Below are 16,415 nucleotides of genomic sequence, written 5' to 3'. Positions count from 1 at the left end.
AAATTCCTATTATTCTTTTATTTCTTAGTTTTAATGGTTGTGTACACTTGATAAAAAATAGACCGCTTGCAAGCGGTCTATTTCTAAGCAAATTTTACAAATTATTGTAATAACGAAATATCCGCCACTTGTAGGAACAAGCCTTGTAGCGTATTTAAAATCGCTAAACGGTTTTGACGAAGTTTTTCATCTTCTGCGTTTACCATCACATTATCGAAGAAGTTATCCACAGGCTGACGCAGGCTTGCAAGCTCATCCAACACCACTGTGTATTCGCCTTTCTCAATAAATGGTTTCACTTTAGTTTGTAAGGCAATTACCGCCTCCGCCAATGCTTTTTCCGCAGGCTCAACACAAGCGGTCAAATTAACTTCACCGATTGCAATATCTGCTTTCGCTAAAATATTACTTACACGTTTATTCGCAGCGGCTAGTGCTTCAGCACTTTCAAGACTACGGAAGTGCGATACCGCACGCACACGAGCGTCAAAATCTGCTGGGCGAGTTGGACGACGTGCCAATACCGCTTGAATCACATCGACCGCAATTCCTTCATCTTGATACCACGCACGGAAACGACCGAGCATAAAGTCCACTACATCATCAACCACATTTGCGTTAGTTAATTTATCGCCAAACAATGCCGCGGATTTTTTCACTAAGTCAGCTAAATCTAATGACAGATTTTTCTCCACGATAATACGCAATGCCCCTAATGCCGCACGACGTAAAGCAAATGGATCGGCGCTGCCTTTCGGTGCTTGACCAATACCGAAAATACCAGTGAGCGTATCGAATTTATCTGCAAGTGCCACGCTACTGGCCACTAAGCTGTTCGGCAAATTATCGCCAGCAAAACGTGGCATATACTGCTCATTCAATGCGACTGCCACTTCTTCGTCTTCGCCATCGTGGCGGGCATAGTGCATACCCATTACGCCTTGGGTGTCGGTAAATTCGAATACCATATTGGTCATCAGGTCGCATTTCGATAATAAACCAGCACGCTCCGCCTTCGCTTTATCCGCCCCGATTTGGTCGGCAATTTCGCCTGCAAGGGATTGAATACGCTTGGTTTTATCCAATAATGTGCCTAATTGTTGCTGGAATAATACCGTTTCAAGGCGTGGTAATAGATCTTCTAAACGCTGTTTTTTATCGGTATTAAAGAAGAATTCCGCATCAGACAAACGTGGACGAACTACTTTTTCGTTACCTTCAATAATCGCTGTCGGGTCTTCTGGGTTGATATTAGACACGAAAATAAAGTGCGGTAACAATTTGCCGTCTTTATCGTAGATCGGGAAGTATTTTTGGTCGCCTTTCATCGTATACACCAAAGCCTCCGCCGGCACCGCCAAGAAACGCTCTTCAAATTTAGCGGTCAGCACATTTGGATATTCCACCAATGCAGTTACTTCGTCTAACAAGTCATCTTCGATATCCGCCACACCACCGAGAGCGGTCGCTTTTTCTTGCGATTTTGCAAGAATGGTCGCACGACGCTCGTTGAAGTCAGCAATTACCGAACCTTTTTCTTTTAACAGTTGCGGATATTGATCAGCGTGTTCGATTTGGAATTCCGGTTCGCCTAAGAAACGGTGCCCACGGATAGTACGACCGCTGGCAATGCCTAAAATCTCGCCTTCGATTAACTCGCCGCCTAATAGCAGGGTAACAGTATGCACCGGACGAACAAACTGCTCGGTTTTATCGCCCCAACGCATCGTTTTCGGAATTGGCAGACCTGCTAACGCTTTTGCCACCATTGGCACCAGCAGATTTTTTGTCGGCTGACCTTCAATCACTGCACGGTGCACCAACCATTCGCCTTTATCCGTTGCCAAACGCTCTGCTTGATCGACGCTGATTCCGCAACCACGAGCCCAGCCCTCGGCCGCTTTGGTCGGCTTACCTTCCGCATCAAACGCTGCCGACACCGCTGGCCCACGTTTTTCCACTTCTTTACTTGGCTGTGCCGTGGCTAAATCTAGCACTTTCACCGCCAAACGACGAGGGCTAGCAAACCATTCTACTTTCTCAAATGATAAACCTGCTTGGTTTAATTCATTTTCTACATTTTCTGCAAACGCAGTCGCTAATTTCTTGAGTGCCTTCGGCGGCAGCTCTTCTGTGCCGATCTCGGCAAGGAAGTTTTGTGTTGTCATTTCTAATTTCTCATTAAAATAATTATGTCTTTAAAATCTCTCATTTCATGTTTTACTTCTGCCAAATCTCCCCTAACCCCTCTTTGCTAAAGAGGGGAACCAGAACATCATAAATTTATCGTTCATCTTTCTTCTTCAAAATCGCAAATAGTCAGATGAATAAGAATTACTCACTGAACGATCACTCCTCTTTAGTAAAGAGGGAGACTTGATCATCATAAAATTTTTGTTCATCTTTCGTCTTCAAAATCGCAAATAGTCAGATGAACAAGAATTACTCACTGAATGATCACCCCTCTTTAGTAAAGAGGGGAGGGGGAGATTTGTCCGTCGATTGAAGATACAACCAAATTTCTTCTATCACGCTATCAATATCTGTCATCACTCGGTAGTTATCAAACCGTAAAACCGTTAATCCCAACGATGCCAGTTCAGCATCTCGAGTTTTATCATTAGCTTGATAGTCTGGCTCATAGTGTTGCCCGCCATCTAGTTCGATAACCAATTTTGCTTTTGCACAGTAGAAATCAACAATATAAGTTAGCAACGGTTTTTGTCGGTTAAATCTGAAGCCTAGCTGATCATTAGCAATTCTATACCAAAGTCGTTTTTCTGCCTCTGTTTGATTTTTTCGTAATTTCTGTGAGTTATCTTTAAGAGATTTCACATAAGGTTGCATTTTGCAAAATTCCCAGAAAATCTAACCGCTTGTTATTTCTTACACCCCGGGAACCCTAACGCTTCACGGCTTGCATAATAGGCATCGGCAACACCTTTGGTTAGGGTACGGATACGTAAAATATAGCGTTGGCGTTCCGTTACTGAAATCGCTTTGCGAGCATCTAGCATATTAAAGCTGTGAGCTGCTTTTAAAATGCGTTCGTATGCTGGTAATGGCAATGGTTTTTCAAGGTTTAATAATTCTTGAGCTTCTTTTTCGTGTTGTTCGAAGGCTTTGAATAAGAAATCTACATCAGCATATTCAAAATTATAGGTAGATTGTTCCACTTCGTTTTGGTGGAATACGTCGCCGTAGGTCGTTTTGCCGAGCGGGCCGTCAGACCATACTAAGTCGTACACGCTGTCCACACCTTGAATATACATCGCCAAACGCTCTAAGCCGTAGGTTACTTCACCGGTAACTGGTTTACATTCCAAACCGCCAACTTGTTGGAAATAGGTAAATTGAGTTACTTCCATACCGTTTAGCCACACTTCCCAACCTAAGCCCCAGGCACCGAGTGTCGGGTTTTCCCAGTTGTCTTCCACAAAACGGATATCGTGTTGAGTCGGATCAAAGCCTAGCATTTTCAGTGAACCTAAATAGAGTTCTTGAATATTATCCGGCGAAGGTTTGATCACCACTTGGAATTGATAATAGTGCTGTAAACGGTTTGGGTTTTCGCCATAGCGACCGTCGGTTGGGCGACGTGAAGGTTGCACATAAGCAAACGCCATCGGCTCTGGGCCTAATGCACGTAATGCGGTCATTGGGTGCGATGTGCCTGCACCAACTTCCACATCAAAAGGTTGAACAATCGCACAACCTTGTTGTGCCCAGTAATCTTGAAGTGCAAGGATCATTCCTTGGAAAGTTTTTACATCGAATTTCGCTGTCATTTTGCGTTCTCTTTAATTTATTACAAAAATATTCAAAAAATGCTGACTATTATAGCTTGTAAGCGGTCATTTTTTGGGATTTTTTTGCAAAAAATATATAAATAAGAATAAATCTTATTTTGTGATATAAATCAACGCACTTTTTAACAAATTTGTGTAAGATATAATCTATACTTGTTTATTTTTCTGTGGGGGATTTTTAAGAATGAAAAAGTTAGCACAAGCAATATTACTTCTGTTATCTGTTGGATTTTTATTTCCAAATATGAGCTTAGCACAGACTCGCTATACAGAGGAGATTATTCCTTTGTTTGCCGATGAAAATTTAAGCCAAGAAATCGGGCAATTAGAAGCTGGGGCAGAAATTAAATTAGTGCAAACCACCGTAAAAGCGGATCAAATTGAGCTGAATTTATGGCGAAAAACTAAAGGGTTCGGGCGAGTTTGGTATCATAGCTTTGCTAAAAATATTACCGATGCCGTTCTGAGCAGAGAATTTATGCAAAATAATCCACCTTTAGAAATTCTTGAACAAAAAGAAGATCCGAATACCGGCTTAATGTGGCAAAAAGTCAAAATGAATGTTTGGATCCAAAAATCTGATTTTAGCAATGATTTAACTGAGTTTTGGGCAAATGCTTCTGATACTTTTAAGAGTGAATGCAGTGTTTGCCATAAACAACGTGATCCAAAAATGCACGATGCCAATGAATGGGTTGCCGTGTTTAATGGAATGGTGGGCTTTACCGATATGGACAAAGAAACTCAAAAGCAGGTGCTTCGCTATCTTCAAATGAATGCCTCTGACGCAGACACTACCAAATAGAGGAAAGAATTATGCAACAATCTCGCCGTCAATTTTTAAAAAATATGTCTATTATGGCAAGCAGTTTTGCAATGCCAAGTTTCTTAATTCCTCGTGAAGCGAATGCTCAGCTCCCGACACCGGAATGGAAGGTAACAGGTTGCCAATGGGGAGCGGTACGAGCCAAGGTGGAAAATGGACGTGTAACTGAAATCAAGCCTTTTGAATTTGATAAACACCCAACCGAGATGATCAACGGCATTAAAGGTATTCTCTATGGCGAAGCTCGGGTGCGTTACCCAATGGTGCGGGTCGATTGGCTAAAGAATCGTCAAAATAGCGACCGTTCACGCCGTGGCGATAATCGTTTTGTGCGAGTTAGTTGGAAAGAAGCATTAGATATATTCTATGAAGAACTGGAGCGTATGCAGAAAGATTACGGCCCGTGGGCATTGCATACGGGTAACGTTGGCTGGCGTTCATCAGGGCAATTCCATAGTTGCGGTAATCATATGATTCGGGCAATTGCAATGCACGGAGCAAGTGTTGGCACGGTTGGAGATTATTCAACAGGTGCAGGGCAAACCATTATGCCTTATGTGTTGGGCAATACCGAAGTGTATTCGCAAGGGACTTCGTGGGAAATTATCTTAAAAGAAACGGAGAATTTAATTTTCTGGGCAAGCGATCCGGTTAAAAATCTGCAAGTCGGTTGGAACTGCGAAACGCACGAGGCTTACGCTTATTTAGAGCAATTAAAACAGAAGGTTGCAGAGAAAAAAATCAATGTGATTTCCGTTGATCCTGTTAAAAGCAAAACCCAGAATTTCTTAGGGTGCGAACAGCTTTATGTCAATCCGCAAGCGGATATGCCGTTTATGTTGGCGATTGCTCACACCCTATATAAAGAGAATTTATACGATAAAGACTTTCTTGATGTTTACACCCTTGGCTTTGAAAAATTTGTGCCATATTTGCTCGGGGAAACCGAAGACAAAATCGAAAAAACACCGGAATGGGCGGCACCAATTTGCGGTATTTCGGCGGAAAAAATTCGTGAATTTGCTCGTATGCTAGCAGGCAAACGTACTCAGTTAATTTTTGGTTGGGCAATTCAACGTCAGCAACACGGCGAACAGCCTTACTGGATGGGAGCGGTTCTGGCGGCAATGCTCGGGCAGATTGGTTTACCGGGCGGCGGCATTAGCTATGCTCATCATTATAGTTCTATCGGTGTGCCAACCTCTGGGGCGGCAACACCGGGATCATTCCCGTCAAATTTAGGCGAAGAACAAACTCCGAAATATACCAATAAAGATTATAAAGGTTATAGCGATGTGATTCCTGTTGCTCGTGTTACTGATTCACTTTTACAACCAGGGGAAAGCATTGATTACAACGGCAGAAAAATTGTCTATGCCCCTTATAAAATGGCGATCTTCACAGGTTGTAACCAATGGGGCAGACAGTCTGATCTGAATAAAATGAAAAAGGCATTCCAGCAGTTAGAAACTGTAGTAACGCTAAATTATAGCTGGACGGCAACCTGTCGTTTTGCCGATATTGTACTGCCTGCCTGCACTCCATTTGAACGCAATGATATTGATACCTACGGTTCTTACAGTAACCGTGGCGTACTAGCGATGCACAAGTTGGTTGAGCCAATGTATGAATCTCGTTCCGATTTTGAGATTTTCAAAGATTTATGCAGCCGTTATGGCGAAGGAAAAGCGGAAGAATATAGCCTAAACTTAGATGAAATGGGCTGGCTGAATCGATTATACACTGAATGTCGCCGTGCTAACCGTGGCAGATTTGAAATGCCGAGACAATTTGATGAGTTCTGGAAAACCGGCTATGTGCTATTCCCAGAAGGTAAACCTTGGGTTCGCCACGCAGATTTCCGTGAAGATCCGGAATTACACGCTTTAGGCACACCGTCTGGTTTTATCGAAATTTACAGCACCAAAATTGCGAACTATGGTTATGATAACTGCAAGGGTCATCCAATGTGGTTTGAAAAAGACGAACGCTCCCACGGCGGTCCAAAATCGGAGCAATTCCCGTTCTGGATGCAGTCGGTTCACCCTGACAAACGCTTGCATTCTCAACTTTGTGAGGCTAAAAACTTGCGTGAAACCTATAGTGTGCAAGGCAGAGAGCCGTTTTATATGAACCCGCAAGATGCGGAAAAACTGGGTATAAAAGACGGTGATTTAGTCCGAGTCTTTAATGATCGGGGGCAAGTGCTAGTCGGGGCGGTATTATCCGATGATTTCCCAAGCGGTGTAGTTCGCTTACAAGAAGGGGCGTGGTACTCGCCTGTTGATGAAAGCATTGGGGCATTAGATACCTACGGTTGCCCGAATACGCTAACCCTTGATATTGGGGCGTCAAAACTTTCACAAGCGACTTGTGTCAGTACCTGTTTAGTCAATGTTGAAAAATGGCAAGGCGATGCCCCAGCACCAAACGGCTTTAGCGGTCCTGTTGAGGTAGCTCGCCAATGATTGTGTTAGAAAAAGATGAAAAACTGCTTATTCTAAACTGGTTACGTAATCTGCTCGCTCGGGAACTCTCGGACGAGCAGTTACAAACCTTGCAAGCGGTCGAATTTTCTCAATTTTTTGCATTTTTAGTGGAAATCGGCTTTGAAAAGCAAAGTTCAGCTCTACAACAAGAACTCCAAAAAATCGCTTTATTCCAACACCCTCGCTTAGAATTGGCAGCCGATTTCACTCAATGTTTTCTGCTTGAGGGGAAGGTCAGTGCTTTACCTTATGCCTCCGCCTATTTAGATGAGCAAAGTCTCAAACAAAATCTGGCAAAAATGGATCATTACCTTGAACGTTTCCAACTGCAAATCAATCGCCAAACCAATGAGCCTAGTGATCATCTGGTTGTTTATTTAGAAGTTTTGATTAAGTTAATTGAACAAAACAATGCAACGGAAGCAAAAGCCTTTATTCAGCAGCAGCAGCTGCTCACGTGGCTTCCTCAATTTGCAAAGAAAACAGAAAAGACGAATATCCGCACACACTTCTATCCGATTTTAGTAAGGCTTCTTATCAGCGTGTTACAAAATAAATGTACTTAACTATCTACTTAAATGAATTATAACTAAAAACCCCTAGAACTTTCGCTCTAGGGGTTTATTTATTAAGTTGTATAAATCACTATACTTACAAGTGATTACTCTTCATCACCGGCATTTAACAATGCAGCTAAACTTTGAGTTGCGTCATCTGCAACAGTTTCAAATTCAGCTTCAATATCTGCATCCGTTACGAATGAATTCTCTTTCGCTGCTGGCACTTCAAACTCAGGAGCTACTGCAATACCTGCATCAAGCTGAGCACGTTTTTTCGCACGAGCTTGGTGGTAAGCAAAACCAGTACCTGCTGGGATTAAGCGACCAACAATTACGTTCTCTTTCAAGCCACGTAACTCATCTTGTTTACCTGCCACAGCGGCCTCAGTAAGCACACGAGTGGTTTCTTGGAACGATGCTGCTGAGATAAATGACTCAGTCGCCAATGATGCTTTGGTAATACCAAGCAATTCACGTTCAAATTCAACCAATGGTTTGCCTTCTTCCGCACGTTTACGGTTAGCAATTTTCACTCGAGCTACTTCAACCTGCTCTCCCTCAAGGAATTCAGAGTCATAAGCATTTGTGATGACTGCTTTACGCAACATTTGACGAACGATAACTTCGATGTGTTTATCGTTAATTTTTACCCCTTGTAAGCGGTAAACTTCTTGTACTTCATTAACGATATAGTCTGTTACTGCGTGAACACCACGTAAGCGTAAGATGTCGTGTGGTGTTTCTGCACCATCTGAGATCACATCGCCACGCTCTACCATCTCGCCTTCGAATACGTTTAATTGACGCCATTTCGGAATCATTTCTTCGTATGCTTCGCCTTCTGTCGGAGTAATTACCAAGCGACGTTTACCTTTGGTTTCTTTACCGAATGAAACGATACCTGAAATTTCTGCCAAGATTGCTGGCTCTTTTGGCTTACGCGCTTCAAATAAGTCTGCCACTCGTGGAAGACCACCGGTAATATCTTTTGTACCGACAGACTCTTGTGGAATACGAGCTAATGCTTCACCCACTGCAATTTCTGCACCAACATCAAGGGTTACAATCGCTTTACCTGGTAAGAAGTATTGTGCTGCAATATCTGTACCTGGAATTAAAATATCGTTACCATTGCTATCTACTAAACGTAATGCCGGACGTAGGTCTTTACCTGCAGTTGCGCGCTCACCCACATCTTGTACTACGATTGATGATAAACCTGTTAATTCATCCGTTTGACGAGTTACAGTTAAGCCATCAACGATATCGCTAAATTGGATACGACCTGATACTTCTGAGATAACCGGCATTGTATGCGGATCCCAGTTTGCAACGACTTCACCTACAGAAACTTCAGCACCATCATTTTTCGATAATACTGCACCGTAAGGTACTTTATAGTTTTCTTTAGTACGACCGAAAGTATCAACAACTGTTAATTCTGTATTACGAGAAGTTAAAACAATCTTACCGTCTTTATTAGTAACGAATTTTGCGTTAGCTAACTTAATCGTACCTGCATTTTTCACTTGAATGCTAGATTCTTTCGCTGCCGCAGATGCCGCACCACCAATATGGAACGTACGCATCGTTAACTGTGTACCAGGCTCACCGATTGATTGTGCTGCAATAACACCAACCGCTTCACCTTGATTGATTAAGTGACCACGTGCTAAATCACGGCCGTAACATTTCGCACACACACCGAAGTCAGTATCACAAGTTACCACAGAACGTACTTTGATTACATCGACAGATTCTTTATCAATCACATCACACCATTTTTCATCTAATAAGGTGTTACGTGGAATTAATACTTCGTCTGTACCTGGTTTTAACACATCTTCAGCCACCACACGACCTAATACACGATCACGTAATGCTTCTTTTACATCACCACCTTCGATTAACGGGGTCATAGTGTTCCCTTCGTGCGTACCACAGTCATCTTCAATGATAACTAAATCTTGTGCCACATCAACTAAACGACGAGTTAAGTAACCTGAGTTCGCTGTTTTTAATGCCGTATCCGCAAGACCTTTACGCGCACCGTGGGTTGAAATAAAGTACTGAAGAACGTTCAAGCCTTCACGGAAGTTTGCCGTGATTGGGGTTTCGATGATTGAGCCGTCCGGACGAGCCATTAGACCACGCATACCCGCTAACTGACGAATCTGTGCCGCAGAACCACGAGCACCAGAGTCAGCCATCATAAAGATGCTGTTAAATGAAGCTTGTTTTTCCGGATTACCTTCACGGTTTACTACTTCTTCCGTTGAAAGGTTTTCCATCATCGCTTTTGCAACACGTTCGTTTGCCGCCGCCCAAATATCGATTACTTTATTGTAACGCTCACCAGCTGTTACTAAACCGCCGTTGAACTGTTCTTGGATTTCTGCTACTTCAGCTTCAGCCGCTTCAATGATTGAGTATTTTTGTTCTGGAATAACCATATCATCAATACCCACCGATGCACCTGAACGAGCCGCATAAGCGAAACCTGTGTACATAATTTGGTCAGCTAATACTACTGATTCTTTCAAACCTAAACGACGGTAGCTCTCGTTAATCAATTTCGAGATCGCTTTTTTACCTAATGTTTGGTTGAAAAGTGAATATGGCATACCTTTTGGTGCGATCATCCATAAAATTGCACGACCGATTGTGGTATCCACTAATGAAGTTTTAGCGTCATATTCGCCTGCTTCATTTTTCTCATATTCAGTTACACGCACTTTTACACGAGAGTGTAATTCTACTTGACCGGTACGGTAAGCTTTTTCCGCTTCACGTGGGTCTAAGAAGTACATTCCTTCGCCTTTACCGTTTACTTTTTCACGAGTCATATAGTACAAGCCTAATACAACGTCTTGTGAAGGAACTATAATCGGATCACCACTTGCCGGTGAAAGTACGTTGTTGGTAGACATCATTAACGCACGTGCTTCTAATTGTGCTTCTAACGTTAATGGAACGTGTACCGCCATTTGGTCACCATCGAAGTCCGCGTTAAATGCCGCACAAACAAGCGGGTGTAACTGGATTGCTTTACCTTCGATTAGTAATGGTTCAAACGCTTGAATACCTAAACGGTGAAGCGTTGGTGCACGGTTAAGCAGAATCGGATGCTCACGGATAACTTCAGCAAGAATATCCCATACGATTGGCTCTTCACGCTCTACCATTTTCTTCGCGGCTTTGATTGTTGATGCAATGCCACGAGATTCTAATTTAGAGTAGATAAACGGACGGAATAATTCCAATGCCATTTTCTTCGGTAAACCACATTGGTGTAAGCGTAAGTATGGACCTACGGTAATTACCGAACGACCTGAATAGTCCACACGTTTACCTAATAGGTTCTGACGGAAACGACCTTGTTTACCTTTAATCATATCTGCTAAAGATTTTAATGGACGTTTGTTTGAACCTGTAATCGCACGACCACGACGACCGTTGTCTAATAACGCATCTACCGACTCTTGCAACATACGTTTTTCATTACGTACGATAATGTCTGGTGCAACTAAGTCTAATAAACGTTTTAAACGGTTGTTACGGTTGATCACACGACGATATAAATCATTCAGATCTGAAGTCGCAAAACGACCACCATCAAGTGGTACTAATGGACGTAAATCTGGTGGAAGCACTGGTAATACTGTCATTACCATCCACTCTGGTTTGTTGCCAGATTGTAAGAATGCTTCTAATGTTTTTAAACGCTTAGTGATTTTTTTACGTTTAGTTTCTGAGTTAGTTTCTTGTAACTCTTCACGCAATACTTCGCATTGGTGCTCTAGATCTAAATCACGAAGTAATGACTGGATACCTTCTGCACCCATTTTCGCTTCGAATTCATCGCCCCAACGCTCTTCTGCGTCCATAAATTGTTCTTCGGTTAATAACTGATTTTTCTCTAAATCAGTCATACCTGGTTCAGTAACGACATAGCTTTCAAAATAAAGCACACGTTCAATATCACGCAATGGCATATCTAAAATCAAACCGATACGGGACGGTAATGATTTTAAGAACCAAATATGTGCAACCGGGCAAGCTAATTCAATGTGACCCATACGCTCACGACGTACTTTAGTTTGCGTTACTTCAACGCCACATTTTTCACAAATTACACCACGGTGTTTTAAACGTTTATATTTACCACATAAACATTCGTAATCTTTTACTGGCCCGAAAATACGTGCACAGAATAAACCGTCTCGCTCTGGTTTGAAGGTACGGTAGTTAATCGTTTCAGGTTTTTTTACCTCACCGAATGACCAAGAACGGATCTTGTCTGGTGATGCTAAACCAATTTTAATCACATCGAAATCATCGCTTGATTTTGATTGTGCTTTTAAAAACTTCACTAAGTCTTTCACTTTTTTGCCCCTAGGGTGAGAAGTTTGATCCAACGTTTACACGCTGAACAGGAAATTCTTTCTTTGCAAGCGGTCGTTTTTTCTAAAAATCTTGCAAATTTTTTGGAAAATTTGACCGCTTGTTTGCGTTTGTTTTCTCCGAACTGTTCCCCTCTTTAGTAAAGAGGGGAGTTATTCGGAGGAAAATCAACTATTACGCTTCATCTAGCTCTAAATCGATCGCTAATGCACGGATCTCTTTCGTGATTACATTAAATGACTCTGGGATTCCCGGCTCCATATAATGTGTGCCATCGACGATGTTTTTATACATCTTCGTACGGCCATTCACGTCATCCGATTTCACAGTAAGCATTTCTTGAAGAGTATAAGCCGCACCGTATGCTTCTAATGCCCAAACCTCCATTTCACCGAAACGCTGACCACCGAACTGAGCTTTACCACCCAACGGCTGTTGAGTAACAAGGCTATAAGAACCTGTTGAACGAGCGTGCATTTTGTCATCAACTAAGTGGTTCAATTTGAGCATATACATATAACCTACGGTTACCGGACGCTCGAATTTCTCACCTGTACGACCGTCGAATAAGGTAATTTGACCAGAAGTCGGCAAACCGCCTAATTCTAATAAGCCTTTGATTTCAGTCTCGTGAGCACCGTCAAATACTGGTGTTGCAAGCGGTAAACCTTTACGTAAGTTTTGTGCTAAACGCATTACCTCTTCATCGGTAAACTTACTTAAATCAACCACTTGTGAACCGTGACCTAAATCGTATGCTTTTTGCATATATTCACGTAATTTAGCCACTTCTTGCTGTTCTTTGATCATCTTGTTGATTTGATCGCCGATACCGCGTGCCGCTAAACCTAAGTGCGTTTCTAAGATCTGACCGATGTTCATACGAGATGGTACGCCCAGCGGGTTTAACACGATCTCAACCGGCTGACCGTTTTCATCGTATGGCATATCTTCAACTGGGTTGATTTTCGAGATAACACCTTTGTTACCGTGACGACCAGCCATCTTATCACCCGGTTGGATTTGACGACGAACCGCAAGGTAAACTTTAACCACTTTTAATACGCCTGGTGCTAAATCGTCCCCTTGGATGATCTTATTGCGTTTGATTTCAAGTTTACGTTCAAACTCTTTGCGTAACTCTTCGTGTTGCTCCGCTAACTGCTCTAATTGATTTTGTTTTGCTTCGTCTTCAAGGGTTTGTTCTAACCATTTCTCACGAGCAACGCCATCTAATGCAGATTCGCTTACACCACCTTCAACTAAAAGATTGCGTACACGTGTGAATAAACCAGCTTCTAAGATTTCTAACTCTTCTGCTAAGTCTTTCTTCGCTTCACGAAGTTGCATTTCTTCGATTTCTTTCGCACGTTTATCTTTTTCTACACCATCACGGGTAAATACTTGAACGTCGATAACCGTACCTGATGTCCCGTTTGGTACACGTAATGATGAATCTTTAACGTCTGATGCTTTTTCACCGAAGATTGCACGTAATAGTTTTTCTTCCGGTGTTAATTGGGTTTCGCCTTTAGGGGTTACTTTACCCACTAAGATGTCGCCACCTTTTACTTCAGCACCGATGTAAACGATACCTGATTCATCTAATTTGCTTAATGCAGATTCACCTACGTTTGGAATATCTGCCGTGATCTCTTCCGAACCAAGTTTAGTATCACGAGCCACACAAGATAATTCTTGAATGTGAATAGTTGTGAAACGGTCTTCTTGTACAACACGCTCAGAAACTAACATTGAGTCTTCGAAGTTATAACCATTCCAAGGCATAAATGCCACTCGAATGTTTTGACCTAATGCTAATTCGCCTAAGTCTGTTGAAGGACCATCTGCTAAGATTTCGCCACGAGCAACTGGTTCGCCTAAATTCACACAAGGAATTTGGTTGATACAAGTATTTTGGTTTGAACGGGTATATTTGATTAAGTTATAAATATCAATACCTGCTTCGCCTGGGATTGTTTCATCTTCGTTTACTTTAACCACGATACGAGAAGCATCCACATACTGAATAGTACCACCACGTTTTGCTACAATCGCCACACCAGAGTCTAGTGCGATTGGTTTTTCCATACCTGTACCGACTAATGGTTTGTCTGCACGCAATGTTGGAACAGCCTGACGTTGCATGTTCGCACCCATTAACGCACGGTTCGCATCGTCGTGCTCAAGGAATGGAATTAACGCTGCCGCTACCGATACAACTTGTTGTGTTGAGATATCCATATACTGAACATCTTCTGGCTTAAATAAACCAGACTCGCCTTGCTGACGGCAAGTTACATAAGTATCAGTAAAGCGGAAGTTTTCATCTAAGTCTGAGTTTGCCTGTGCGATAATGTTGTTGCTTTCTTCAATCGCAGATAAGTACTCGATTTCTTCGGTTACTTGGCCATTTACTACTTTACGGAATGGCGTTTCTAAGAAACCGTAGTTATTAGTACGAGCATACACAGAAAGTGAGTTAATCAAACCGATGTTTGGACCTTCAGGGGTCTCGATTGGACATAAACGACCATAGTGCGTTGGGTGAACATCTCGAACCTCAAAGCCTGCACGTTCACGAGTTAAACCGCCCGGGCCTAATGCAGAAATACGACGTTTGTGCGTTACTTCTGAAAGCGGGTTGTTTTGGTCCATAAATTGCGAAAGTTGTGAAGAACCGAAGAACTCTTTCACTGCCGCAGAAATTGGTTTTGCATTGATTAAATCTTGTGGTGTTACACCATCTAAATCGCCTAATGATAAACGCTCACGTACTGCACGCTCAACACGCACTAAACCAATACGGAATTGGTTTTCTGCCATTTCGCCCACAGAACGGATACGACGGTTACCTAAGTGGTCAATGTCATCCACATCGCCACGGCCGTTACGAATATCAATAAGTTTTTTCATCACACCGATGATGTCATCGTTGCTTAAAATACCACTACCCACACCTTCAGCGATTTCTAAAGAGCGATTGAACTTCATACGACCAACAGCAGATAAATCATAACGCTCCGGCGAGAAGAACATATTGTCAAATAATGCTTCTGCCGCTTCTTTTGTTGGTGGCTCGCCCGGACGCATCATACGATAGATTTCCACTAACGCACTTAAACGGTCGTAAGTAGGATCCACTCGTAAAGTTTCAGAAATATATGAACCGTGATCTAAATCGTTAGTAAATAATACTTCGATCTCTTTGTAGCCCGCTTGTGATAGGTTCGCAAGCATCTCCATTGAGATTTCCATATTTGCAGGGCAAATTACTTCGCCTGAAGATAAATCAACATAATCTTGTGCCGCAACTTTACCTACGATGTACTCAACTGGTACTTCAATTTGGCTAATATTATCTTTTTCTAATGCACGGATGTGACGAGCAGTAATACGACGACCTACTTCCACATACACTTTGCCGTTTGCAGCAATATCAAATGCAGCTGTTTCGCCTCTTAAACGCTCAGGCACTAAAGTCATCAATAATTTGTTATCAATAACTTCAAATTTAATTTTTTCGAAGAATAGATTTAAGATTTCTTCCGTTGTATAACCTAATGCACGTAAGATAATAGTTGCCGGTAATTTACGACGGCGGTCGATACGGGCAAATAAGTTATCTTTCGGATCAAACTCGAAGTCTAACCAAGAACCACGGTAAGGAATAATACGTGCGTTATAAAGCACTTTGCCTGAAGAGTGGGTTTTACCTTTGTCAGAATCGAAGAACACACCCGGGCTACGATGTAATTGAGAAACAATAACACGCTCGGTACCGTTGATGACGAAAGTACCGTTATCGGTCATTAGTGGGATTTCGCCCATATACACGTTTTGCTCTTTAATATCTTTCACTGTGCCGGCAGCTGCTTCACGGTCATAAGATACTAAACGCAATTTCACACGTAATGGTGCAGCATAGGTTGTACCACGAATTTGGCATTCACGTACATCAAATGTCGGCTCGCCTAATTCGTAAGAAACGTATTGTAATTCAGTTGCACCATTGTTGCTCACAATAGGGAAAACTGAACGGAATGCCGCTTCTAAACCTTGTTGCCCTTCTGGATCTCTTTGGATAAATTTCTCGAAAGAATCAAGTTGGATAGTTAATAGATAAGGTACGTTCAGAACTTGAGCACGTTTGCCAAAGCTCTTACGGATACGCTTTTTCTCGGAATATGAATATGCCATTTTTTAAGATAGCCTCTGAAATATATTTTTGGTTGAGATTACACAATCCGACACGAAAGACTCGGTAGGAAGTGGCATTATAAAAAACTGTACGAGATGTCATTTTCCAATCGCCAATCAAGCAGTC

General features: G+C 42.3%; 8 protein-coding genes. 3 read left to right on the top strand and 5 right to left on the bottom strand.

Going from position 1 to position 16,415, the window contains the following annotated elements:
• Positions 1–101: 101 nt before the first annotated feature.
• The 3 genes from glyS to glyQ form a co-directional block, all read right to left on the bottom strand.
• Positions 102–2,168, bottom strand: a complete 2,067-nt coding sequence (gene glyS / locus PTQ27_RS07695; protein WP_273749090.1) for a glycine--tRNA ligase subunit beta — start codon at positions 2,166–2,168, stop codon at positions 102–104.
• A 289-nt stretch (positions 2,169–2,457) separates the two neighbouring features.
• Positions 2,458–2,847, bottom strand: coding sequence for an endonuclease domain-containing protein (locus tag PTQ27_RS07690; protein WP_273749091.1), 390 nt, complete (start codon positions 2,845–2,847; stop codon positions 2,458–2,460).
• Positions 2,848–2,879: 32 nt separating this feature from the next.
• Positions 2,880–3,788 (bottom strand): glycine--tRNA ligase subunit alpha, encoded by a 909-nt coding sequence (glyQ, locus tag PTQ27_RS07685; protein ID WP_273749092.1) that lies wholly within the window; start codon positions 3,786–3,788, stop codon positions 2,880–2,882.
• A gap of 205 nt (positions 3,789–3,993) precedes the next feature.
• Here glyQ and PTQ27_RS07680 point away from each other — a divergent pair, with 205 nt between their 5' ends.
• Genes PTQ27_RS07680 through torD form a run of 3 tightly spaced genes read left to right on the top strand, consistent with a single transcriptional unit; the run spans position 3,994 to position 7,690 of the window.
• Positions 3,994–4,614 (top strand): pentahemic C cytochrome, encoded by a 621-nt coding sequence (locus PTQ27_RS07680; protein WP_434802834.1) that lies wholly within the window; start codon positions 3,994–3,996, stop codon positions 4,612–4,614.
• An 11-nt stretch (positions 4,615–4,625) separates the two neighbouring features.
• Positions 4,626–7,103: a trimethylamine-N-oxide reductase TorA gene (torA, locus tag PTQ27_RS07675; protein WP_273749093.1), complete on the top strand. Its 2,478-nt coding sequence runs from the start codon at positions 4,626–4,628 to the stop codon at positions 7,101–7,103.
• A complete protein-coding gene (gene torD / locus PTQ27_RS07670) occupies positions 7,100–7,690 on the top strand; it encodes a molecular chaperone TorD (protein WP_273749094.1) in 591 nt (196 codons plus the stop codon). Before torA ends, torD begins: the two co-directional genes overlap by 4 nt.
• Before the next feature lie 95 nt (positions 7,691–7,785).
• Here torD and rpoC read toward each other — a convergent pair whose 3' ends face one another.
• Positions 7,786–12,069, bottom strand: a complete 4,284-nt coding sequence (gene rpoC / locus PTQ27_RS07665) for a DNA-directed RNA polymerase subunit beta' (protein WP_273749095.1) — start codon at positions 12,067–12,069, stop codon at positions 7,786–7,788.
• Positions 12,070–12,262: 193 nt separating this feature from the next.
• Positions 12,263–16,288 carry a DNA-directed RNA polymerase subunit beta gene (gene rpoB / locus PTQ27_RS07660; RefSeq protein ID WP_273749096.1) on the bottom strand — a complete coding sequence of 1,342 codons (4,026 nt, stop codon included), beginning with the start codon at positions 16,286–16,288 and terminating at the stop codon, positions 12,263–12,265.
• Positions 16,289–16,415 lie beyond the last annotated feature (127 nt).

Source organism: Mannheimia cairinae (assembly GCF_028649535.1).
Taxonomy (GTDB): domain Bacteria; phylum Pseudomonadota; class Gammaproteobacteria; order Enterobacterales; family Pasteurellaceae; genus Mannheimia; species Mannheimia cairinae.
Note: the sequence above shows the minus strand (reverse complement) of the source record. Positions and strands in the feature narration are given on the sequence as shown.

Bases quoted from the DNA above. Each gene is read 5' to 3' on its own strand.
- rpoB (WP_273749096.1), bottom strand. From the start codon at position 16,288: ATGGCATATTCATATTCCGAGAAAAAGCGTATCCGTAAGAGCTTTGGC.
- torA (WP_273749093.1), top strand. From the start codon at position 4,626: ATGCAACAATCTCGCCGTCAATTTTTAAAAAATATGTCTATTATGGCA.
- PTQ27_RS07690 (WP_273749091.1), bottom strand. From the start codon at position 2,847: ATGCAACCTTATGTGAAATCTCTTAAAGATAACTCACAGAAATTACGA.
- PTQ27_RS07680 (WP_434802834.1), top strand. From the start codon at position 3,994: ATGAAAAAGTTAGCACAAGCAATATTACTTCTGTTATCTGTTGGATTT.
- glyS (WP_273749090.1), bottom strand. From the start codon at position 2,168: ATGACAACACAAAACTTCCTTGCCGAGATCGGCACAGAAGAGCTGCCG.
- torD (WP_273749094.1), top strand. From the start codon at position 7,100: ATGATTGTGTTAGAAAAAGATGAAAAACTGCTTATTCTAAACTGGTTA.
- glyQ (WP_273749092.1), bottom strand. From the start codon at position 3,788: ATGACAGCGAAATTCGATGTAAAAACTTTCCAAGGAATGATCCTTGCA.